The organism is Bordetella genomosp. 9 (assembly GCF_002119725.1).
In the GTDB taxonomy this organism is placed as follows: domain Bacteria; phylum Pseudomonadota; class Gammaproteobacteria; order Burkholderiales; family Burkholderiaceae_B; genus Bordetella_C.
This window is the reverse complement of record NZ_CP021109.1, coordinates 2,792,503-2,817,327: the sequence shown is the minus strand read 5'-3', so window position 1 is coordinate 2,817,327 and position 24,825 is coordinate 2,792,503. Positions and strand designations below refer to the sequence as shown.

Below are 24,825 nucleotides of genomic sequence, written 5' to 3'. Positions count from 1 at the left end.
GAGCAGCAGGGGGCCCCGTGGCGATGCCAAGGCGGGCTGAGGCAGCTTCGCGACGCAGGGCCCATTCGCCCCGGTTTTGCTGCGGGGTTGGCGAAAACTGTGACGCTTCGCCTCACTCTGACACGATCAGGCGGCGTCCGGCCCGTCTATGCTCACCGGCGGCTGCGATCCGCCATGTGGTCGGGTTGACGGGGTTGTCATCCCCCCGGGTATGATCGCCCGATACACCCCGGCATGCAGGAGATTCATGACAGGCCGATGAAACAGAAAAAAAGCGGTGGTGTCCGCGCGGATTATCGGTGCCATGGCGCCGCGACAGATTTTTATGACCAGATCAGGAGATAAGCCAATGAACCGACCTCTCGATGGACTCGTTGCCGCGCTCGATGTGCCGGCCTATGTACGGCACCGCAGACTGGTGGACTGGGTCGGAGAGTTCGTCGCGCTCGCCAAGCCCGATCGCGTCGTCTGGTGCGATGGCTCGCAGGAAGAATACGACCGCTTGTGCGACCAGATGGTCAAGGCCGGCACGCTGCGCCGCCTGAATCCCGAAAAGCGCCCGAACTCGTATCTGGCCTGGTCCGATCCCGGCGACGTCGCCCGCGTGGAAGACCGTACCTTCATCTGTACCGAAGACAAGGCCGACGCCGGTCCCAACAACAACTGGGCTGCCCCGGCGGAGATGCGCGCCACGCTCAATAAGCTGTTCGACGGCGCCATGCGCGGCCGCACGCTGTACGTTGTGCCGTTCTCGATGGGGCCGCTGGGTTCGCCGATCTCCCACATCGGGGTCGAGCTGACCGACAGCCCCTACGTGGTCGTCAGCATGCGCATCATGACCCGCATGGGCCGCGCCGTGTACGACATCCTGGGCGAGGATGGCGAGTTCGTGCCCTGCGTGCACAGCGTCGGCAAGCCGCTGGCCGCCGGCGAGGCCGACGTGCCCTGGCCCTGCAATCCCACCAAGTACATCGTCCACTATCCCGAAACGCGCGAAATCTGGAGCTACGGATCCGGCTACGGCGGCAACGCGCTGCTCGGCAAAAAATGCTTCGCCCTGCGCATCGCGTCCACCATGGGCCGCGACGAGGGCTGGCTGGCCGAGCACATGCTGATCCTGGGCGTGACTTCGCCGGAGGGCCGCAAATACCATGTCGCCGCCGCTTTCCCATCGGCATGCGGCAAAACCAATTTCGCGATGCTGATCCCGCCCGCGGGTCTGGACGGCTGGAAAGTCAGCACCATCGGCGACGACATCGCGTGGATCAAGCCGGGCGCCGACGGGCGCCTGCACGCCATCAATCCGGAAGCCGGCTATTTCGGCGTCGCGCCGGGCACCAGCGAGCAAACCAACTACAACGCCATGGCGACGCTGCGCGCGAACGTCATCTTCACCAATGTGGCGCTGACCGACGACGGCGACGTCTGGTGGGAGGGCATGACGGACACGCCGCCCGATCACCTGATCGATTGGCAAGGCCAGGACTGGACGCCGCAGATCGCCAAGGAAACGGGCCGCAAGGCAGCGCATCCCAACGCCCGTTTCACCGCGCCGGCGTCGCAGTGCCCGTCCATCGACCCTGAATGGGAAAACCCGCAGGGCGTGGTCATCGACGCCTTCATTTTCGGCGGGCGCCGGTCCACCACCGTGCCGCTGGTCACCGAGGCCCGCAATTGGGAGGAGGGCGTCTACATGGCCGCCACCATGGGTTCGGAAACCACCGCGGCGGCCGCCGGCCAGCAGGGCGTGGTCCGGCGCGATCCGTTCGCCATGCTGCCCTTCTGCGGCTACAACATGAGCGACTACTTCCAGCACTGGCTGACCCTGGGCGAAAAGCTCGCCAAGTCCGGGGCGACGCTGCCGCGCTTCTACTGCGTCAACTGGTTCCGCAAGGGTCCGGACGGCAAATTCGTCTGGCCGGGCTTCGGCGAGAACATGCGCGTGCTCAAGTGGATGCTGGAGCGTATCGACGGCAAGGCGCAAGGTGAAGAGCACGTGTTCGGCGTCACGCCGCGCTACGAGGACATTGACTGGCGCGGCCTGGATTTCACCGCGGACCGGTACGAGCTGGTTTCGTCGATCGACGCCGCCGCCTGGCGCGATGAGCTGGCGTTGCACGAAGAGCTGTTCAAACAGCTCGCCGAACGGCTGCCCAAGGCATTGCCGGCGACCAAGCAGCGTATCGAAAGCCGTCTGGCCGCGTAATCCGCCCGCGACGGCAAGCACAAGGGGCGCCGCGGCGCCCCTTGTTTTTTGTCCCTGTATCGCCGCCGCTGCGAGGCCGCGGCAACGGCTGATCGGGGCGTGGTGTCAATCGTCCAGGTCAACGTCCTCCTCGTCTTCGTCTTCCTCGTCTTCTTCTTCGTCGTCCTCATCCTGTTCCAGGGCGTCATAGCCTTTCCAGGTGATGCGCCACATGGCGTCCTGCCCGGTCGTGCCCTCTGTCAGCTTGCGCGCCAGGCCGGCGTCGGCCAGCAGTTCCAAATGGTGGCTGACGGCCTCCGGGGTGGCGCCCTCCATATCCAGCTCCTGCACGGCGGCCGTAATGTCCCGTCCGCTGAGCGCGGGCGCGTCGGCATCGCGGAATGCGCCGAGGATGGTGACGATCAGATCGAAATTGCGTTGCATGGCGACACCTCTCACGTTGGCGCCGGGGCCGGCGCATCTGCAAAGTTAACAGATGCGCGACGGCCCGCGGATGACGGCGGGCTCCTTCGCAAGCCCTAGGCCTGCCGTCGGACGGCTGCTCGCGGCGCACATGGGGCGACGCGGGGCGCCTCTTCACTGCGCCAGGTAGCGCCGGCGCGCCGGCTTGAGCACCGCGATGGCCAGCCCGGCGGCGGCGATGTCCAGGGCGATCGCCGAATAGAACACCGGGTGCCAGCTGGCAGTTCTTTCGTGCAGCAGGGCGGCCAGCGGTCCGCCCAGAATCGACCCGATCCCCTGCGATATGTACAACCAGCCGTAATTGGCGGTTGCGTGCCGGGTGCCGAACGTGTCGGTCAGGGTGGAAGGGAAGAGTGAAAAGATTTCGCCCCAGCCGAAGAAAACCACCCCAGACAGCAGCACGAACAGCAAGGGGTGCTCGCGCGTGGCAAGCCAGACCGCCATCGCCAGTCCTTCCAGCGCGAAAGCGATGAACATGGTGTTCTCGCGGCCGCAGCGGTCGGATACCCAGCCGAAGAAGGGCCGGGTCAAGCCATTGGTCAGCCGGTCCACGGTCAAGGCCAGCGGCAGCGCCGCCATGCCGAACACCATCAGGTCCGCCACGCCGAAGTCGCGCGCGAAACTCGCCATCTGGGAAGTCACCATCAGGCCCGATGTGGACATCATGGTCATCATGGCGAACATCAGCCAGAACAGCGGCTGTCTGAGCATTGCGCGCGGCGCCAGGTCGCGCGGGGCCAAACCGGGAACGACGGCGGCGGCACCCGCGGCGGCCGGGGCTGCGGGCGTGCGCAAGCCCTGTGCGGCGATGACGCCGATCACGGCGAACAGCGTCCCGAACTGCCACAGCGTTTGTTCAAGTCCGGAACCGAGCAGGGCATTGGAGATGGGAAAGGTCGTCAGGATGGCGCCCATTCCGTAGCCGGCTGCGACCATGCCGGCGGCAAAACCGCGGCGGTCCGGAAACCAGCGCACCATGAGGCCGACCACGCCGACATACACGATACCGGTGCCCAGACCTCCGACCACGCCATAGGTCAGGTACAACAGCCCGATATTCGTCGCCATCGACGCCAGGATCCAGCTGCAGCCCGACATCAGCGTGCCCAGCGCAATCAGGCGCCGCGGGCCGAAACGGTCGATCAGGCTGCCCTGGAACGGCGAGAAGAAGGTCTGCAGGACGATCAGCAGGGAAAACGTGACCTGCAATTCCGAGAGCGGCACGCCGAGCTTGGCGGATAACGGTTTGGTGAAAAGGGTCCAGACGTACTGCGGACTCGAGATGGCCATCATGCAGACCAGGCCGAGCAACAGTTGAATCCAACGACTGCTCAAAATCTCTTTGGGGCCGCTCAGCGCGGCTTCGGTCGATACGGTCATGTCGGGCTCCAGGCCGGTGTTGGTCTGGATGGAACCCGATGCAAAGGCCATGCCATTTTTGCAGCAGTCGTTTTCCTGGGGCGGCACCGGAACAAACTGTCCCAAGCGGCCAGGCGGTGGCGTGCTCGCAGCAGCATGGTGCCTGGACCGGGCCCCGCCATGGTGCATCCTCCGCCCCGCGAGTTCCGGCGTAGCAACGCCGCTACGCGATCCAGCTTGCCCCGACCCTGCGGAGCCATGCATGGGGCCCGACTTGAACGCCGCCGTCTTCCTTGAACACCGGCGTTTTGCGCGGCTTGCGGTTTCCCTGTCTTGCCCGCTTTATGCGCCGCCGGGGGATGCAACGCTGCGTGGGGCGGGGTTCGGCGGGGAAAAAGCTGTCAATGTCCTGACTGCACGCACGATGTTGCGGAAATACGTCCGAAGTATGACGGTTTGTTTACCAGTCACGGTAGAGCTTGTACCCTGATGCGGCCCCACTTTTATGAGCACGAAGCGGTCGGCCGGTGGGGGTGTTGCGCGCCGGTTGCTTTTCAGTCGGGAAGGTATCGGGCGGCGTGCCGCCTGTTTCGCGTCCCGCTTTTTGCAGATCGACGAGGATCCGGCGCGATGCGTTCGCAAGCGGCAAGCGATTGGTGGTCTGTGCAGGGCGAGTGGGCCGAGGCGCCAAACGCGCGTCGAGGCGGTTTCAGCGGCGTGCAACGTGTCGTGCTGCGCGAGTCCGGCGACTGCTTTTACGTGAAGAAGCAGCGCAACCATGTTTTCCGCAGTTTGCGTTACCCGAGCGGGCGCCCGACCCTGCTGCGCGAATGGCTGAGCCTGCGTGCCTGTGCCCGCATCGGTGTCCCCACGCCGCCGGTGGAGTTTTTCGATATGCACAAGGCCAAGGACGGCTGGCACGCCGTTCTGGTCACGCGGGGATTGCAGGGTTATGTCAGTTTGAAAGAGGGGTTCGGGGATCGCGGCTGGACCGCCGCCCAACGAATCGAGGCGCTGCGCGCCGTAGCCCAGGCGTTGGTGTCGCTGCACCTGGCCCGCCGCAAGCACGGCCATCTTTACCCCAAAGAGATATTCGTTGACCTTTCGACGTCCCCTCCAGCCGTGGCGTTCGTGGATTGGGAAATGAGCCGGAAGTGCCTGACCCCGGCGCAGGCGGCCGGCTCAGACGTGCGGCGCCTGCTGAAATCCCTGTGCGCGCTGGGGGCGACGACGGAGGAGATCGAAATCCTGCTGGCCGAATACCGGGCCAGGGGGATCGCCTTGCGGCTGCCGGCCGGCCTGGCGCAAGTGGCCTCGCGCAGCGGCGTCCCGATTCCTCGCCAATGATCGATCCGGCGCCGTGCGGGGCGCGAGGCCTGCGCAGCGCCTGCCGGATCGCCGCACTGCCGGGCGGCTTCAGGCCGTCTCGCCTACCCGTACTTCACACGTCTTGGGTGGCAGCACGCATGGCCGGACGCGCCGTCGCCACTTGTACACTAAGGTATACAATCTCGGTCTGCCTATGCGCGGCACATGCCCGCATCCATCGTCCCTGTGCTGCGATGGTGCGTTCGCCGCGACACCGGATCGCCATACATACATAAAGGAGATACCTATGCAATTTGGCAAATCCCTGCTCGGTCGCCTGCTGGCCGGCACCGTGCTGTGCGCCACCGCACTGGCCGCCCATGCCGCGGACTGGCCCAGCCGTCCGATCACGCTGGTGATCCCGTTCCCGCCCGGCGGCACGACCGACATGGTCGGGCGCCCCCTGGCCGAGGCCCTGTCCAAGCGGCTGGGCCAGCCCGTGATCGTGGACAACCGCGCGGGCGCGGGCGGCACCATCGGGGCCGGCTATGTTGCGCGCCAGGCGCCGGATGGCTACACCTTGTTCCTGTCGACCATCGCGCACTCGATCGCGCCCTCGACCTACGACAAGCTGACCTACGACTTCCAGAAGGATTTCGCGCCCATCACCGTGGTGGCGTCTTCGCCGAACCTGCTGATCGTCAATAAGGACCTGCCGGTGAAGTCGGTGGCCGAACTGATCGATTACGCCAAGAAGAACCCCGGCAAGCTGAACTACGGTTCGGCCGGTGTCGGCAGCACCGAGCATCTGGCCGGCGAACTTTTCAAGCGCATGGCGAAGATCGACATCGCCCACGTTCCCTATAAGGGCGGTGCGCCGATGATGACCGACCTGATGGGAGGCCAGATCCAGATGGCTATCGAGACCAGCGGTTCGGCGATGGCCCAGATCAAGGCCGACACCGTGCGCGCGCTGGGCGTGAGCAGCGAGAAACCGAGCCCCTACTTCCCGGGCATCCCGGCCATCGCCGAAACCGTGCCGGGCTACACGTTCTCCACGTGGTACGGCCTGGTGGTCCCCGCCAAGGTGCCGGCCGACGTTCAGGCCAAGCTCTACGCGGCCACTGTGGATGCGCTCAAGGACCCCATGATGGTGAAGGCCCTGGAAACCATTGGCGCCGATGCCGGCGGCAACAAGCCCGAAGAGTTCAAGAAGTTCATCGCCGACCAGACCCAGAAGTGGCATGAGATTTTGAAGGGCCAGCAGTAAGCCTGACCGGGCGGCATCCCGGCCGGGATGCCGTCATGGCGCCGCGACATCGACCGCGACATCGCCGGCACGCTGAACCGCCGATCCCATGGGCATGGCTGCCCACGGAGACGAGCGGCAGGCGTGCCGGTTTTTTTTTGCCATGGCGTGCGCCGTGGCGGATCGCGATGGCGCCGGCGTCAGTCGCGAATTCCCAAGCGGAGCTGAATCTCATACATTCATGCTGTCGTCCGGCACCGGGGGGCTCGGTCGTCCGATCAGGACGCCCGGCCGAACTGCGGAAGCCGGGAGCCATCTTGCGCATCCGGTCCGTTTACTCGCGCGGCCGCGGTCTGAACCCATCGAAATTTCGGAGCTGGCAGCATGAAGTTTGTCCATGACGGTTACGACCACGACCGCGACCACGACCACGCCGCGCCGGCCTCCGCGCAGCCCCTCGTCGAGGACATCCGCCTGCTCGGCCGTCTTTTGGGCGACGTCATACGCGAGCAGGAAGGCGAAGACGCCTACAAGCTGGTGGAGCAGGTCCGGCAACTTGCGGTCGCCTTCCGGCGTGACGACGACACGCAGGCGGACCAGGACTTGAAAGCCCTGCTTCACGGCCAGTCCGCGCTGATGCTCGTTTGCATCGTGCGCGCGTTTACCTATTTCAGCTTGCTGGCGAACCTCGCTGAAGACCGGCACTACATCCGCCGCCGCCTGGCGCACGAGCGCGCCGGAGACGTCCGGGAAGGCAGTCTGGACGCAATGATGGCCCGTCTGCGCGGCGCCGGTATCGCGGCCGACCGTATCGCGGCGACGCTGCGCGAAAGCCATGTATCGCCCGTACTGACGGCGCATCCCACCGAAGTCCAGCGCAAAAGCATCCTGGACGCGCAGCGCGCCATCGCCCAGCTGCTCGCGGAACGGGACGCCATTCGTGCGGGCGAGGCGGATGCTGCCGGCGGCGTGCTGGCCCGCGCGCTGGACGCCAATGCGGCACGCCTGCGCGGCCGCATCATCCAGCTGTGGACCACGCGTCTGCTGCGCATGTCGCGGCTGACGGTGGTGGACGAGATCGAAAACGCCCTGAGCTATTACCAGACGACGTTTTTGCGAGAAATTCCGCGGCTCTACGCAAGTCTGGAGCGCGAGCTGCCGGGGCAGTCCGTTGCCACGTTTTTCCGCATGGGCCAGTGGATAGGCGGGGACCGGGACGGCAACCCCAACGTGACGGCCGATACCTTGCGGTATGCCTTGCGGCGCCAGTCCGAAACCGCGCTGCGCCACTACTTGTCGGAGACGCACCAGTTGGGCGGCGAGTTGTCCATGTCGGACTACCTGATCGACGTATCGCCCGCCCTGCGAGCGCTTGCCGACCGTTCGCCGGACGAGAGCCTGCACCGGCGCGACGAACCGTATCGCAAGGCGTTGTCCGGCATCTACGCAAGGCTTGCCGCGACCTTGCAGGCGCTGACCGGTGCGGAAGCGGCGCCGCACCCGGTGGCGCCGCTAGCGCCTTATGCCTGCGCGGAGGATTTTCTCGACGATTTGAACGTGGTGGCGCAATCGCTCGAAAGCCATCGCGCCGGCGAGCTGGCGGTGGAACGCCTCCATCCCTTGATACGCGCGGCAAGCGTCTTCGGTTTTCATCTGGCGACGGTGGACTTGCGCCAGAGTTCGGACAAGCACGAAGCTGTGGTCGCCGAATTGTTCGCGGCTGCCCGCGTCGAGCCCGCGTATGCGAAGCTGGACGAGGACGCCCGGGTGGCGGCGTTGCTGCGGCAGCTGAACGACCCGCGCCCGCTGCGCATTCCCGGCGCGGACTACTCGGAACTGGCGCGCAGCGAGCTGGCCATCTTCGAAACGGCGCGGGCCATGCTCGAACGCTACGGCCGCCATGCCATTCGCCACTACATCATCAGCCACACCGAGACGGTGAGCGATCTGCTGGAAGTTCTGCTGCTGCAAAAGGAAGTCGGCCTTCTGCAAGGGCTCCTGAACGAAGAGGCCCGTGCGGACCTGATCGTGGTTCCGCTGTTCGAGACCATCGAGGATCTGCGCAACGCCACCGACATCATGCGGCGTTTCTACGCCTTGCCGGGCATCTTCGAGATGGTCCGGCGCAGCGGCGGGGAACAGGACATCATGCTGGGCTACTCCGACAGCAACAAGGACGGCGGCATCTTCACCAGCAATTGGGAGCTGTATCGCGCGGAAATCGCGCTGGCCCGGCTATTCGAGGAATACGAGGGCAGGGGAGCAATCAAGCTGAGGATGTTCCACGGCCGCGGCGGCACGGTGGGCCGGGGCGGCGGCCCGAGCTATCAGGCCATCCTGGCGCAGCCGCCAGGCACGGTGCGGGGCCAGTTGCGCCTGACGGAGCAGGGCGAGGTGATCGCCTCCAAGTACACCAATGCCGATATCGGCCGGCGCAACCTGGAAACGCTGGTCGCCGCGACGCTGGAGGCCACGTTGCTGCAATCCGATGCGCCGGCGCCCGCGCGCTTTCTGGCGGCGGCCGCGGCGCTGTCGGACGCCAGCATGAAAGCCTATCGGCGGCTGGTGTACGAAACGCCCGGGTTCCGTGAGTATTTCTTCGGCTCTACGCCCATACGCGAAATCGCCGGGCTGAATATCGGTTCGCGTCCGGCCTCGCGCACCGGCAGCCAGAAGATCGAGGACCTGCGGGCCATCCCCTGGGGCTTCAGTTGGGGGCAGTGCCGCGTCACCTTGCCGGGCTGGTATGGGTTCGGCTCGGCGGTGCAGGCGTTCGTGGAGGATCCGGCGCATGGGCAGGGCGACGAGCCCTGGGAATGGCTGCGTGCGATGTACCGCGACTGGCCGTTCTTCCGGACGCTGCTGTCCAATCTGGATATGGTGCTGGCGAAAAGCGATCTTGCGCTGGCGTCGCGCTATGCCGAACTGGTCGAAGACCGGCAGCTTCGCGGCACCGTGTTTTCCGAAATCGAAGCGGAATGGCGGCGCACCGCGCAAGCGCTGTCCCGGATCACGGGCGACGCGGAAAGGCTGGCGCGCAATCCCGCGCTGGCCAGGTCGATCAGCCACCGCTATCCCTACTTGGATCCCTTGCATCATGTGCAGCTGGAATTGATGCGCCGCTATCGCGCCGGCGGCCACGATCCCGTACTGAAGACCGGGATACATATCACCATCAACGGAATCGCTGCGGGCTTGCGCAATAGCGGGTAAGCCAGACGCGCGGGTAACAAAAAAGCCTTGAGGCGCGGCGCGCGTCCAAGGCTTTTTTGTACTGCAATCCGGTGGTGGAGCGGAGGAGGATCGAACTCCCGACCTTCGCATTGCGAACGCGACGCTCTCCCAGCTGAGCTACCGCCCCACATCAAGTAAGTCCGTAACTATACCAGAAAACTCTGCACTGCGGTAAACGATCCGGGCGCGGCGTAGCCCGAAAGTGGGAAGCGCCGGCGATGGTGCGCGCGGACGCCTGTTACATCCGCAGGCGTTGCTTTCGGACCACGAATGTTGCCAAAGCGATCCATTGTTACGCCGCTGCCGTAACAAAGGCTGATCAAGAAGCCCGATGTACGCACCAGTAGAAGGCGGCTTTGTGAAAGTTAGCGGATGAGCAGCCAGATCGGTCATGTTTTATTACGTAACGCCGGGCGCTTCTCCGCCACTTTGCCGCATACTCTTACAATTCGTGCAAGGGTGTGAAATAAACCGCGTTTTTATGGCGTTGATCGAGCTTGTCCTGTCACAGACAATCCCGGCCGCAGGTTCTTCATAGCTGTTTCAAGGACCGTTCCCCCCTCGAAAAACAACTTCATGCGGAGCGGGCGCGTGCTGAGCGCGATGTATTGCAGCCGGGAAAGCAGCTGTTACTCAACTTCGATTAAGCCATACGGGAAGGTCATGTCCTCGTTTCGTTTGAAGCATCTTGTTGCTGCCCTGGCAACCGCCGTTACTACCGCCGCCGTCGCCCAAACCTCCCCCAAAAGTGCGACCCCGCCCGCCGCGGCGCCGGCCGCGCCGGTCGCTCAGGCCACTGACGTAAACGGGGGCGCCACCTTGCATCAGGTCGTCGAACAGACGCTGCTGACCAACCCGGAAATACAGGCGCGCTACAACGATTTCCGTGCCTCGCTGGAGGGCCAGAACGTGGCTCGCGGCGGCTTCCTGCCGCAGGTGAATGCACAGGGCTGGCTCGGCCATGAATGGCAAAGCAATCTGCCGAACCGCGATTCGGCCAGTTGGAACCGGCCGGGGTACACGCTGGAGCTGCGTCAGCTGCTGTTTGACGGCTTCCGCACGTCCAACGATGTGAAGCAGGCCGGATTCGAGAAGTTGTCCCGGTTCTACGATCTGCTGGCCGCCAGCGACGAGATGGCCTTCAACGCGACGCAGGCCTACCTGGATGTGCAGCGCTATCGCGACCTGGAAAGGCTGGCGCGGCAGAACTATGGGCTGCACGAGGAAACGCTGAAGCAGATCCGAGAACGGGCGGAATCCGGCGTGGGCCGCCGCGTGGACATGGAACAGGCGGGCGGCCGTTTGGCGCTCGCGCAGACCAACCTGATGACGGAAAGCGCAAACCTGAACGACGTTACGCAGCGCTTTCGCCGCGTAACGGGCCTGGATGTGCCGGCTGCGCTCTCGCCGACGCCGCGTATCGACGAGAAGCTGCCCAAGGATCCGACGAACTTCAACGACTCCCTGCGCAGCAACCCGGCCTTCCTGTCCAAGCAGGCGCTGCTGCAGGCGGCTGACGCGGGCGTGCAATCGGCCAAGGGCGCGCTTTCGCCGAAGTTCGAATTCGTGGCGTCCACAGGCACCGACACCTCGCAGCCCGGGCCCGAGTACAAGAACACGCGCAGCACCAATGTGCAGGTCGTCATGTCGTACAACCTGTACCGCGGCGGCAGCGATTCCGCGCGTATCCGTCAAACGGCCTCGCAGAGCTATGCGGCCCGCGACGTCCGCAACTACACCTGCCGCAACATCCAGCAGGACCTGGCGATCGCCTGGAACAACATCGTCCACCTGCGCCAGGCGCTGCCCTTCCTGCGCGATCACGAAGTGGCGACGACCAAGGTGCGCGATGCCTACCGTCAACAGTTCCAGATCGGTCAACGGACGCTGCTGGACCTGCTGGACACCGAAAACGAACTTTTCGAATCGCGCCGCGCGCTGACGAATGCGCTGTACGACCTTCAGGTGGCCCAGTATCGCTGGCTGACGCTGTCGCACAAGCTGCTGCCCGCGCTGGGCCTGCGCCCCGCCAAGGATGAAACGCCGGAGGAAAACGGCAAGCTGGAAGTCAGCGACGACGTGATCAAGCTGTGCAATTCCTCCGTGCCGGACGCCACGCGGCTGCAGCCCGTGAAGGTGATCTACAACGACGGCACCATGCCGCCCGACCTGGTGCCGGCCGGCAAGCCGGTCCAGCCCAGCCCGGCCGCGCCGGGCGCCGCACCCAAATGGTGATATGCCATGGCGACTCAAGACAGCAACGATCGGGACGACGGGTTTTCCAAGCTTGACCTGGACTTCGTTCGCGTCCTCGAAGACCTGATCGACGTCTTGATCGCCAATGGCACGCTGCGCCTGACGGATCTGCCGCCGGATGCGCAGCGCAAGCTCACCGAGCGCAAGCGTCACCGGGCGCGGTTATCCGAACATCTGGACTTGCTGGACGATGAAGACGGACAAATTCTTTGACCGCTCGGTGGATTCCTGGCGCGTCGACCCGCGCGCCACGCATGACGATCCACTGCTCGATTGCCTGGTCGAACTGACCCGCGTCCACGGCGTGCCTGCCACCGCGCAGGCGCTGTCGGCCGGGCTGCCGCTGATCGATCAACGGCTCACGCCCGCTTTGCTGCCGCGCGCGGCAGCCCGCGCACGGCTGTCCGCCCGGCTGGTGAAGCGCTCGCTGGCCGAGATTCCCGCGGACATCCTGCCCGCCATCCTGCTGCTGCATGGCGAACGGGCCTGCCTGCTGCTGGAGGTGCGCGAGGGCAAGTATCTGATCAGCCACCCCGAACTGGGTGCGGGGGCCGTAGAGATCGGCGCCGAAGAGCTGGCGCGCGACTACACCGGCATGGCGTGCTTCGTGCGGCCGCAGTTCCGGTTCGATGCCCGCTCGCCCGAGGTCAACAAGGTGCGCGGCCGCCATTGGTTCTGGTCTGCCATCTTCGAGAACCGCCGGCTGTATCGCGATGCCATCGTGGCGGCGCTTTTGATCAATATCTTCGCGATGGCCATGCCGTTGTTCACGATGAACGTGTACGACCGCGTGGTGCCCAACAATGCGCTCGAAACGCTCTGGGTGCTGGTGGTCGGCATCGCCATCGTGGTGATCTTCAATACGGTGTTGTCCACGGCGCGGGCGCATGTCATCGATAGCGCCAGCAAGCGGGTCGATGTACGGCTTTCCGCGCTCATCATGGAGCGCGTGCTGGACTTGCGCATGGAAGGCCGGCCGGTGTCCGTCGGGTCGTTCGCGGCCAATCTGCGCTCTTTCGAATCCATCCGGGATTTCATCGCGTCGGCCAGCATCACCACGCTGGTGGACCTGCCATTCGTGCTGCTGTTCCTGCTGGTGCTGGCCTGGATATCGCCTTTCATGCTGATTCCGCCGATCGTGGCCATCGTCCTCATCGTGCTGGTGTCGCTGGCGGCGCAGTTCCGCATGGAGACGCTGACCATGGCCTCGTATCAGGCCGCGTCGCAGCGCAACGCGACGCTTGTCGAAGCGCTGACCGGATTCGAAACGGTGAAGACCCTCAATGCCCAGGGCGCGATGCAGCGCAACTGGGAGCGGTCCACAGAGTACATCGCCGAGATCGGCAGCAAGTTGAAGCTGATTTCGAGCACGACGGTGGGCTTCGTTTCGGCCATGTCGCAGCTTGTCTCGGTGTCCGTGGTTACCATCGGCGTCTATCTGGCGCACGATTCGTCGGTTTCGATGGGCGGCATCATCGCGGCCTCGATGATCGCCGGGCGCTGTCTGATGCCGCTGGGGCAGGTGGCCGGCCTGTTGATGCAATACCAGAACGCGCGCACGTCGCTCGGGTCCATCGATAACTATATGAACCTGCCCGTCGAGCGCCCGGAAACCTCGGAATTCCTGCATCGCCCGGTTTTCCACGGGGCCATCGAGTTCCGCAACGTCACCTTCTCCTATCCCGGCGCGGCCCAGCCCGTGCTGCAGAACGTTTCGTTCAAGCTGGCGCCCGGCGAGAAGATCGGCATCATCGGTCGAATCGGATCTGGCAAGACCACCCTGGAAAAACTCATCCTGGGCCTGTACCAGCCGAGCGAGGGCACGGTGCTGCTGGACGGCGTGGACGTGCGCCAGATCGATCCGGCCGACTTGCGGCGCGCCATCGGGTACGTGCCGCAGGATCCCGTGCTTTTCTACGGCAGCCTCAAACACAACATTGCAATGGGCGCGCCTTACGCCGACGACGCGACCATCCTTGCCGCGGCCGACGTGGCGGGCGTGAGCGAGTTCGCCAACGTACACCCGGACGGGTTCGACATGCTGATCGGCGAGCGAGGCGAGTCGTTGTCGGGCGGCCAGCGGCAGTCGGTCGCCGTGGCGCGTGCGCTGATCAACGACCCGCCGGTACTGCTGCTGGACGAACCCAGCAGCAACATGGACCACCAGAGCGAATCGCGGCTGCGCCGCCAGTTGGCGGCGGCCAGCGCCAATAAGACCATGCTGCTGGTCACCCATCGCACGGCTTTGCTGGAGCTCGTGACACGTCTGATCGTCATCGACGCCGGCCGCATCGTGGCCGACGGTCCCAAGGAACAGGTGGTCGAAGCCCTGCGCAACGGCCGGGTCGGGCGGGGAGGCTGAGCATGAGCACGCAGATCGCGAGCGAAGGCGGCTCTTTTCTCGGCGCGCTGGTGCGCCGGCCGCGGGATCTTTTCGTCAGGTTCTTCGATTGGCTGCTCGATGGGGAGTCGCGCGGCAAGCCCAAGGTGGCGACCGGCTACGCGGGCGACGCGGAATGGGCCATCCATCAATCCGACGCCCGCGGCGCGCGTGTCCTGCTGTGGACGTCGCTGCTGGTGGTTTTCATTCTGCTGCTCTGGGCGGGCTTCAGCCCCATCGACGAAGTCGTGCGTGGCGAAGGGAAAGTGGTGCCGTCGCGCCAGGTCCAGGTGGTGCAAAGCCTGGACGGCGGCGTGGTGAAGGAAATCCTGGTCCAGCCCGGCCAGACGGTGGAAGCAGGCCAGGTGCTGCTGAAAATCGATCCCACGCGCTTCAATTCCTCTCTGGGCGAGAATGAGGCGGAATACCTGTCGCTGCTTGCCAAGGCCGCGCGCCTGCATGCGCTTGCCACGGGCGAACCCTTTCAGGCGCCGGAGGAGGTGCTGCAGAAGCTGCCCGCGGCCGTGGAGGCCGAGCGCAATGCCTGGATCCAGCGCACCAATGAGCTGAACGCCACCGTCAATGTCGCGAAGGAACAGGTGCGCCAGCGCCAGGAAGAACTGCGCGAGACGCAGGCCAAGCGGGACCAGGCCGCGACCACGTGCGCGCTGACGTCCAAGGAATTGTCCGTGACCCGCCCGCTGCTGGCCAGCGGCGCGGTGTCGGAAGTCGACCTGCTGCGCCTGCAGCGGGACGTGGCCAAGAGCTGCGGCGACCAGAAGGCGGCGGAGGCGCAGATCGACCGTATCGAGGCCTCGATCAAGGAAGCCCAGAGCAAAACGCAGGAAGCCGAACTGAACATCCGCAACCAGGCGCGCAGCGAGCTCTCCGATACCAATACCAAGCTGCGCACGCTGCGCGAGGGCAAGCTGGCGCTGGCGGATAAGGTGAAGCTGTCGGAAATTCGTTCGCCGGTGCGCGGGACGGTCAAGACGCTGCTGGCCAATACGGTGGGCGGGGTGGTGCAGCCGGGCAAGGACATCATTGAAATCGTTCCCTCCGACGACACGCTGCTGCTTGAAGTGCGCATCCTGCCGCGCGACATCGGGTTCCTGCACGCGCAACAGAAGGCGGAGGTCAAGTTCACGGCTTATGACTTCGCCATCTATGGCGGACTCGAAGGCGTCGTGGAGCAGATAGGCGCCGACACCATCACGGATGAACGGGGCAATTCGTTCTATATCGTGCGCGTGCGTACCGCAAGGTCCACCGTGGGGGACAAGCATCTGCCCATCATTCCCGGGATGGTGGCGGAGGTGCATATCCTGACGGGCAAGCGCACGGTGCTGCAGTATCTGCTGAAGCCGATCCTGCGCGCCAAGGAGAACGCGTTCACCGAGCGGTAAGGCGCGCGCTGCGCAGGGTCCGGACGTCTCCGGACCGTCTGAATCGTCCATCCCGCCCGGGCGCCTTGGCGCCGCCGCGGCGGGCCACCCGCTAGAAGAGGTATTGATGCACGTGGTACCGGTTCTGTTCGTCACGCACGACGATCTGCTGTGGAAGCACTGGTCGGGGCTGGATGCGCGCCGGTGGCTGCCGGCGCGCGGCCGCAGTCTGACGGACCTGGCCCGCTGGCGCGAGCAGGGGCGGTCGCTGGTCGTGGTGGATGCCGACCTGCCGCGGCTGCCGGAATGGGCGTCCGAGCCATGGACCCGCGCTTTGCAGGGTTTGCGCGTCGTCGTCGCCAGCGCGCGCCCACACGACGAGCAGGGCACCAAGGTGCTGGCGTCTGGCGCGGTGGGGTATTGCCACACCTATGCGCCGCCTGCCTCGCTATCGCAGATTCTGGAAGTGGTGGATTCCGGGGAAATCTGGATGGGCCGCTCGCTGGTGACGCGGCTGCTGAAGCTCGTGGACAGCCGTGCGGGCCGTAGCGAAGACTGGCACAACAACATGCTGACGGAACGCGAGGACATGGTGGCGCGCCGGGCCGCCGTGGGCGAGGCCAACGGCGAGATCGCTGCCGCGCTGGGCATCACGGAGCGCACCGTGAAGGCGCATCTTTCTTCGGTATTCGAGAAGCTGGGCGTGAGCGACCGCCTGCAGTTGGCGCTTCGGGTTCACGGCATCAGCCGCTGACATCGCGCGGTCCGGATGAACAAATCGCAATAGAGCGAGATTTATTTCTTGCGATACCTGTCCTCCAGGACAATATCGGCCGTTGGGAGCCGTCTATAGGATTACGCCATCTAAAACCGGAGCTAAAAGATGGCCTTTTCGACCCCCGCCGTTGTCACCCAAGTCACCGGACGCGCCTGGATCCGCAATAGCGATGGATCGCTGACCGAGCTGCATGCCGGCAGCCGCATCCCGCCCGACACCGAAATCGTGACCGCATCGGGGGCGACCGTCGCGCTGCAGACCGAAGGCGGCATGCCGCTGACGATCGGCGAGAATCGCGACGTGGCTTTCAATGCCGACATGGCGGGCCAGCCGGTGGACCGCTCCGAAGCAGCCGTGGCGCCGCCCACGGGCACCGATTCGGATCGTCTGCTCGCCGCCCTGCAGAGCGGGCAGGATCCGTTCGACAACCTGGAGCCGACGGCCGCGCTGGTGTCCGGCGGCGGCGATGGCGGCGGCAGCAGCTTCGTGCGTTTGGCGCGTGTCGTCGAAGCCACCACGCCGCTGGACCTGGCCTATCCGAACCCGGGCACGCCGGGGATCAACCTCGTTCCGTCCGCTGGCCTGGCGACGGGCGCAGACGATGGCGCGGTTGCCAACAACGCGCCGCTCGCGGCCGACGACGCCAATACGACCAGCGAGAAGCTGGCGATCAGCGGCAACATCCTGACCAATGACAGCGATCCGGACGGCGACGCGCTGGCCATCGTAACGGTGGGCGATCGTCCCATGGTCACGGGCGGCGTGACGGTTCCGGGTTCGAATGGCGGCGCCTTCACGGTGTTCCCCGACGGCAGCTATGTGTTCGAACCGGGCCAGGCCTTCCAGAACCTGGGCGCCGGCCAGACGGCGACCAGCAGCCTTACTTACACGATTACGGATCCGGCCGGCAATACGTCCACCGCGACCATCACTGTGACGGTGAACGGCGTGAACGATGCGCCCACCGTGACGACCTCGCTCGACAACATCAACGGCGTCGATGCGCAGCAGAACATCAATGTGGACGTGTCGGGCCACTTCGCCGACGTCGATAACGGCGACAAGCTGACCTACAGCGCCATCGGTCTGCCGCCGGGCCTGCAAATCGACCCGAACACGGGCGTCATCACCGGCACGATCGACCACTCGGCTTCACAGGGCGGCAATCAGGGCGCTTATCAGGTCGTCATCACGGCGACCGACACGAGCGGCGCTTCGGTTTCCGAAACGTTCACATGGAACGTCAGCAACCCGGCGCCGGTGGCGGCCAATGACACCGCGGTCACGCACGAAGACGCTGCCGTTACCGGCAACGTGCTGACGGGCAACGAGCAGGGCGCCGGCCGTGATGTGGACCCGGACGGCGATACGCTGCAGGTCGTGCGCGCGGGCGACAGGGATGTGCCGGCGGAAGGCGTCAAGGTCACCGGCACGGACGGCGGCACGTTCACCATCCATCCGGACGGCAGCTACACCTTCGAGCCGGGCGAGGACTTCCAGGGCCTGGCCGAGGGCGAGACCAAGACGACGACCATCACCTACACGGTTTCCGACGGCGAAGGCGGTACTTCCACCGCCACGCTGGAAGTCACCGTGACGGGCACCAACGATGTGCCGGTGATTACGCCTCACGTACCGACCGGGCCTGACGACCAGATCGCCGGCGACCACGGCACGGTGGTGGAAGACGAGAAATTGTCGGTGGAAGGCAAGCTGGATATCTCCGATGCCGACCACGATCAGTCTTTCTTCCAGGCCCAGGAAGGCACGGCCGGCAAGTACGGCACGTTCACCATCGACGCCAACGGCAAGTGGACGTATCAGCTCAACAACAGCGCCGCCGAAGTGCAGCAGTTGGCGGTGGGCGAGCACCTCACCGAAGAGTTCACCGTCAAGACCGCTGACGGCACGGAGACGAAGATCACCGTCACCATCGACGGCACGAACGATGTGCCGGAGATCAGCGGCGAGAGCACCGGCGCGATCACGGAAGACGCCGACACGTCGGTTTCCGGTCAGCTTGCTGTTGCCGATACCGACAAGAGCGACACCCACACCTGGAGCATCGACGGCAGTAACAAGGGTGCGTACGGCGCCATCGCTGTGGACGAGAAGGGCCAGTGGACCTACACCGTCGATCAAAACGCGGTACAGGCCCTGAAGGCGGGCGAAACGGTCAATGAGACGTTCACCGTGCTGGTCGATGACGGCAACGGCGGCAAAGACACGCAGGTCATCACGATCACGCTGACCGGCACCAACGATGCCCCCATCATCACCCCGCACGTGCCCACGGGTCCGGACGACCAGATTGCCGGCGACCACGGCACGGTGGTGGAAGACGAGAAATTGTCGGTGGAAGGCAAGCTGGATATCAGCGATGCCGACCGCGGCGAATCGTCGTTCCAACCGCAGGACGGCACCGCCGGCAAGTACGGCACGTTCACCATCGACGCCAACGGCAAGTGGACGTATCAGCTCAACAACAGCGCCGCCGAAGTGCAGCAGTTGGCGGTGGGCGAGCACCTCACCGAGGAATTCACGGTCAAGACGGCCGACGGTACGGAGACGAAGATCATCGTCACCATTGACGGCACGAACGATGTGCCGGAGATCAGCGGCGAGAGCACCGGCGCGATCACGGAAGACGCCGACACGTCGGTTTCCGGTCAGCTTGCGGTTGCCGATACCGACAAGAGCGACACCCACACCTGGAGCATCGACGGCAGTAACAAGGGTGCGTACGGCGCCATCGCTGTGGACGAGAAGGGCCAGTGGACCTACACCGTCGATCAAAACGCGGTACAGGCCCTGAAGGCGGGCGAAACGGTCAATGAGACGTTCACCGTGCTGGTCGATGACGGCAACGGCGGCAAAGACACGCAGGTCATCATGATCACGCTGACCGGCACCAACGATGCCCCCATCATCACCCCGCACGTGCCCACGGGTCCGGACGACCAGATTGCCGGCGACCACGGCACGGTGGTGGAAGACGAGAAATTGTCGGTGGAAGGCAAGCTGGACATCAGCGACGCCGACCGCGGCGAATCGTCGTTCCAACCGCAGGACGGCACCGCCGGCAAGTACGGCACGTTCACGATCGATGCCAACGGCAAGTGGACGTATCAGCTCAACAACAGCGCCGCCGAAGTGCAGCAGTTGGCGGTGGGCGAGCACCTGACCGAAGAGTTCACCGTCAAGACCGCTGACGGCACGGAGACGAAGATTACCGTCACCATCGACGGCACGAACGACAAGCCCGAGATCAGCGGCCCGTCGACCGGGTCTGTGCAGGAAGACGGCGATCAAGTCACGTCCGGTCAACTCACTGTCGCCGATGTTGACGTGAATGACCACCACACCTGGTCGATTGACGGTGACGGCAACGGCGCCTACGGCAAGCTCACGCTGGACAGCACCGGCAAGTGGACCTACACGCTGGATAACGAGAAGGCGCAGTCGCTCACGTCCAAGGACACCGTCACCGAGACCTTCACGGTCAAGGTCAGCGACGGCCATGGCGGCTTCGACGATCAGGTGATCACGGTCACGGTCAAGGGCACGGACGATGGCGCAGTGATCCAGCCGTCCAAGCCGGGCGATGACGCGGGCACGGTCACGGAAGACAAGGTCCTGACGGCCGGCGGCAAGCTGGACGTGACGGACCCGGACGCCGGCCAGGCCGTGTTCGTGCCGCAGACCAACAAGCAGGGCCAGTACGGCTCGTTCACCATCGACGCCAACGGCAACTGGACCTACAAGCTGGACAACACGTCCGAGAAGGTGCAGGGTCTGCAGGCTGGCCAGCAAGTGAGCGAGAAGTTCACCGTCACCACGGCCGATGGCACCACCAGCGAAGTGACGATCACGATCAACGGCACGAACGACCAGCCGCAAATCAGCGGCCCGTCCACGGGGTCGGTGCAGGAAGACGGCACGCAGACGACCGGCGGCCAGCTCGCCGTGCAGGACGCTGACATCGGCGATCAGCACACCTGGTCCATCGACGGCGACGGCAACGGCGCCTACGGCAAGCTCACGCTGGACAGCACGGGCAAGTGGACCTACACGCTGGATAACGACAAGGCGCAGTCGCTCACGTCCAAGGACACCATCACCGAGACCTTCACGGTCAAGGTCAGCGACGGCCATGGCGGCTTCGACGATCAGGTGATCACCGTCACGGTCAAGGGCACGGACGACGGCGCGGTGATCCAGCCGTCCAAGCCGGGCGATGACGCGGGTACGGTCACGGAAGACAAGGTCCTGACGGCCGGCGGCAAGCTGGACGTGACGGATCCGGACGCCGGGCAGGCCGTGTTCGTGCCGCAGACCAACAAGCAGGGCCAGTACGGCTCGTTCACCATCGACGCCAACGGCAACTGGACCTACAAGCTGGACAACACGTCCGAGAAGGTGCAGGGTCTTCAGGCTGGCCAGCAAGTGAGCGAGAAGTTCACCGTCACCACGGCCGATGGCACCACCAGCGAAGTGACGATCACGATCAACGGCACGAACGACCAGCCGCAAATCAGCGGCCCGTCCACGGGGTCGGTGCAGGAAGACGGCACGCAGACGACCGGCGGCCAGCTCGCCGTGCAGGACGCTGACATCGGCGATCAGCACACCTGGTCGATCGACGGCGATGGCAACGGCGCCTACGGCAAGCTCACGCTGGACAGCACGGGCAAGTGGACCTACACGCTGGATAACGACAAGGCTCAGTCGCTCACGTCCAAGGACACCGTCACCGAGACCTTCACGGTCAAGGTCAGCGACGGCCATGGCGGTTTCGACGATCAGGTGATCACCGTCACGGTCAAGGGCACGGACGATGGCGCGGTGATCCAGCCGTCCAAGCCGGGCGATGACGCGGGCACGGTCACGGAAGACAAGGTCCTGACGGCCGGCGGCAAGCTGGACGTGACGGACCCGGACGCCGGGCAGGCCGTGTTCGTGCCGCAGACCAACAAGCAGGGCCAGTACGGCTCGTTCACCATCGACGCCAACGGCAACTGGACCTACAAGCTGGACAACACGTCCGAGAAGGTGCAGGGTCTTCAGGCTGGCCAGCAAGTGAGCGAGAAGTTCACCGTCACCACGGCCGATGGCACCACCAGCGAAGTGACGATCACGATCAACGGCACGAACGACCAGCCGCAAATCAGCGGCCCGTCCACGGGGTCGGTGCAGGAAGACGGCACGCAGACGACCGGCGGCCAGCTCGCCGTGCAGGACGCTGACATCGGCGATCAGCACACCTGGTCGATCGACGGCGACGGCAACGGCGCCTACGGCAAGCTCACGTTGGACAGCACCGGCAAGTGGACCTACACGCTGGATAACGACAAGGCTCAGTCGCTCACGTCCAAGGACACCATCACCGAGACCTTCACGGTCAAGGTCAGCGACGGCCATGGCGGCTTCGACGATCAGGTGATCACCGTCACGGTCAAGGGCACGGACGACCGCGCGGTCATCACCGGCAGCGGCACCGGCTCGGTAACCGAAGACAGCACGCTGCAAACCGGCGGCAAGCTCAACGTATTGGATCCCGATGCCGGCCAGGCCGTGTTCGTTCCGCAAACCAACCACCAGGGTCAATACGGTTCGTTCACTATCGACGCCAACGGCAACTGGACCTACCGGCTCAACAACGACAGCGCCGCGGTGCAGGCGCTGGGCGGCGCCGACAAGGTGACGGAGACCTTCACGGTCACCACCGCCGACGGCACGACCAGCACCGTGACCGTTGTGGTGAACGGCGCCAATGATGCTCCGACGTCGGCCGACAACGCCGCAACCGTGGACGCTGGCGGAAAGCACACGTTCTCGCTGGACGAATTCGCCTTCCAGGACAGCAACGGCGAGCACGACAGCCTGCAGAGCGTCATCATCACCCGCACGCCGGACAGCGGCACCCTGACCTTGAACGGCCAGACCGTAACGGCGGGCCAGGAAATCCTGGCGTCCGACATTGCAGCCGGCAAACTGGTGTACACCCCGGGCGCCGATGGCAAGGATGCATCCTTCGGCTTCCAGGTGCGCGACAACGGCGGCGACCTGAACGGCGGGCACGATACGTCCGGGGAGTACACGTTCGACCTGGTCACCAACAACCTGATCGTGGGCGGCAACACCGGTTCGGGCGGATCGACCCCGCTGAATGGCGGGTCGGGCGACGACATCATCGTCGGCGACGAGGGCGGTACGAAAGTGGTCGTCGAACCCGGCAAGAACTACAACATCGCGCTGATCGTCGACCACTCGGGCAGTATGGCCTGGGGCCTGGACGGCAGCAGAAACCCCGGGCGCGGCGAGGACCGCATGTCCGTGGTGAAGGCCGCGCTCATCAACCTCCTGAACACCCTGGACACGCATACGGGCGGGGTGGTCAACGTGGCCCTGATCGGCTTCGGCTCCGATGCGGATCGCGTCATCCAGGTGCAAGGGCTGACCGCCAACAACGTGGACACGCTGATCGCCGCCATCAACCGGATGACGGCCACCGGCGGCACGAACTACGAGGACGCGTTCGACAGCGCCGTAAGCTGGTTCAATGCGCAGGCGGCCGCGGGCAAGACCGGCGCCAACTACGAGAACATCAGCTACTTCCTGACGGATGGCGACCCCACGTACTACGTGAACAGTCGCGGCGGCCGGGGTGGCGACGGCTCGACCACCGACGACACGGTGCTGAAGGAGTCCATCGACGCCTTCAAGGACCTGAGCAACGTCAGCAACGTGCACGCCATTGGCGTGGGCGATGGCGTGAGCAGCCAGTTCCTGCAGTTCTTCGACAACACCAACGGCACGGGCAACGTGACGGTGGGCGTGGGCTACCATTCCGATACGACGTTGGCGAACTTCACCAGCAACAGCGGAATGAGCAGCGTCTCGAACTGGGCGCAGGTCCTGGGCGGAAGCGGCAGCAGCCTGACCCGCAGCAATGGTCAATTGCATATCATGGATGTTGCCGGCTCCGGCGAGACCAAGGTCACCAGCCAAAGCTTCAACATCAGCGGCAGCAAGACCAGCGTCAGCTTCGACGTATCGACCACCAACTTCGGCACGGGCGATTCCTTCAAATGGGCGATCGAGAAGCTCGTGGATGGCCAGTGGGTGACGGTGCAAAGCGGTACGTCCTCCACCGCCATCTCGAACATGGTCACGCTGGAATCGAACATCCTGGCCAGCGGCACGTACCATCTGGTGTTCTCCGTCACGGACAACACCAGCGGCAACGGCAACGCCCAGGTGAATATCGACAACATCGCGACGCACACCTACAGCGACACGGTGTCGGGTCCCGCCGGCAACGTCGACATCGTGCACCAGGGCTCGGATCTGGACACGGTGCTCCAGGGCGGCGGATCGCATTCCGATCCGGTGGCCGTCGGCAGCGATACGATCAACGGAGGCGATGGCCACGACATCATCTTCGGCGACACGATCAACACCGATGGCTTGTCCTGGGCAGGTCACGGAGCCGGAACGCACGACGGCCAGGGATGGCAGGCGCTGGTCGATTACCTGACCGCCACCAACGGGCATACGCCAACGACGTCGGAGCTGTACGGGTTCATCAGCGCCAACCACGGCCAGTTCAATGTGGACGGCGATACCCGCGGCGGCAATGACGTCATCCATGGCGGCAACGGCGATGACATCATCTACGGCCAGGGCGGCGACGACCAGCTGTATGGCGATGCCGGCAACGACATCATCTATGGCGGCGAAGGCAACGACCTGCTGCACGGCGGCGCGGGCAACGACACCTTGTACGGCGGCAACGGCAATGACACGCTGATCGGCGGGCAAGGCAACGACACCCTGTACGGCGGCGCCGGTAGCGACACCTTCAAGTGGGAGCTGAACGACCAGGGTACGGTCGACGCGCCAGCGGTCGATACGATCAAGGACTTCTCCACTGCCAGCAAGGCGGATGGCGGCGACGTTCTCGATCTGCATGAACTGCTGCAGAACCCGGCTGACGGCGACCTGTCGAAGTACCTGCATTTCAGCAAGCAGGGCAACGACACCGTCATCAACGTCAGCACCACGGGCCATGCGGCTGCCAACGCCTTCGACCAGAAGATCGTGCTGCAGAATGTGGACCTGACCAACGGTGGCGCCCTGCAGACCGACCAGGCCATCATCAACGACCTGTTGCAGAAGGGCAAGTTGCAGGGGCATAACAACTGA

Annotated in this window: 12 protein-coding genes and 1 tRNA gene; 10 read left to right on the top strand and 3 right to left on the bottom strand. The window is 64.8% G+C overall.

What is annotated here, in order from left to right:
• Positions 1–349 precede the first annotated feature (349 nt).
• Positions 350–2,206 (top strand): phosphoenolpyruvate carboxykinase (GTP), encoded by a 1,857-nt coding sequence (locus CAL13_RS12875; RefSeq protein WP_086057748.1) that lies wholly within the window; start codon positions 350–352, stop codon positions 2,204–2,206.
• Positions 2,207–2,311: 105 nt separating this feature from the next.
• Here the strand turns inward: CAL13_RS12875 and CAL13_RS12870 are convergent, their stop codons facing one another.
• Positions 2,312–2,629, bottom strand: coding sequence for a DUF2513 domain-containing protein (locus CAL13_RS12870; protein WP_086057747.1), 318 nt, complete (start codon positions 2,627–2,629; stop codon positions 2,312–2,314).
• Positions 2,630–2,782: 153 nt separating this feature from the next.
• Complete coding sequence (oxlT, locus tag CAL13_RS12865; RefSeq protein WP_086073637.1) at positions 2,783–4,048, bottom strand: oxalate/formate MFS antiporter; 1,266 nt, start codon at positions 4,046–4,048, stop codon at positions 2,783–2,785.
• Positions 4,049–4,657: 609 nt separating this feature from the next.
• Here oxlT and CAL13_RS12860 point away from each other — a divergent pair.
• The 3 genes from CAL13_RS12860 to ppc all read left to right on the top strand — a co-directional run bounded on the left by CAL13_RS12860 (position 4,658) and on the right by ppc (position 9,797).
• A complete protein-coding gene (locus tag CAL13_RS12860) occupies positions 4,658–5,374 on the top strand; it encodes a lipopolysaccharide kinase InaA family protein (RefSeq protein WP_157664867.1) in 717 nt (238 codons plus the stop codon).
• A 268-nt stretch (positions 5,375–5,642) separates the two neighbouring features.
• Complete coding sequence (locus CAL13_RS12855) at positions 5,643–6,605, top strand: Bug family tripartite tricarboxylate transporter substrate binding protein (RefSeq protein WP_086057745.1); 963 nt, start codon at positions 5,643–5,645, stop codon at positions 6,603–6,605.
• Between the two features lie 363 nt (positions 6,606–6,968).
• Positions 6,969–9,797 carry a phosphoenolpyruvate carboxylase gene (ppc, locus tag CAL13_RS12850; RefSeq protein WP_086072593.1) on the top strand — a complete coding sequence of 943 codons (2,829 nt, stop codon included), beginning with the start codon at positions 6,969–6,971 and terminating at the stop codon, positions 9,795–9,797.
• A 72-nt stretch (positions 9,798–9,869) separates the two neighbouring features.
• Here the strand turns inward: ppc and CAL13_RS12845 are convergent.
• Positions 9,870–9,945 (bottom strand) — tRNA-Ala (locus CAL13_RS12845).
• Positions 9,946–10,481: 536 nt separating this feature from the next.
• Between CAL13_RS12845 and CAL13_RS12840 the strand changes: the two genes are divergently transcribed.
• From CAL13_RS12840 to CAL13_RS12815, 6 genes are all read left to right on the top strand, one after another.
• Positions 10,482–12,053 (top strand): TolC family outer membrane protein, encoded by a 1,572-nt coding sequence (locus CAL13_RS12840; protein WP_086072592.1) that lies wholly within the window; start codon positions 10,482–10,484, stop codon positions 12,051–12,053.
• Positions 12,054–12,059: 6 nt separating this feature from the next.
• Positions 12,060–12,287: a hypothetical protein gene (locus CAL13_RS12835; RefSeq protein ID WP_086057739.1), complete on the top strand. Its 228-nt coding sequence runs from the start codon at positions 12,060–12,062 to the stop codon at positions 12,285–12,287.
• Complete coding sequence (locus tag CAL13_RS12830) at positions 12,265–14,436, top strand: type I secretion system permease/ATPase (RefSeq protein WP_086072591.1); 2,172 nt, start codon at positions 12,265–12,267, stop codon at positions 14,434–14,436. The genes CAL13_RS12835 and CAL13_RS12830 overlap by 23 nt, the downstream gene beginning before the upstream one ends.
• A 2-nt stretch (positions 14,437–14,438) precedes the next feature.
• The gene (locus CAL13_RS12825; protein WP_086057737.1) at positions 14,439–15,860 is read left to right on the top strand and encodes an HlyD family type I secretion periplasmic adaptor subunit; all 1,422 of its coding nucleotides are present in this window, start codon (positions 14,439–14,441) and stop codon (positions 15,858–15,860) included.
• A gap of 106 nt (positions 15,861–15,966) precedes the next feature.
• Complete coding sequence (locus CAL13_RS12820) at positions 15,967–16,593, top strand: response regulator transcription factor (RefSeq protein ID WP_086072590.1); 627 nt, start codon at positions 15,967–15,969, stop codon at positions 16,591–16,593.
• A gap of 129 nt (positions 16,594–16,722) precedes the next feature.
• Entirely contained in the window at positions 16,723–24,825 is an 8,103-nt protein-coding gene (locus tag CAL13_RS12815) for a retention module-containing protein (protein ID WP_086072589.1), read from the top strand.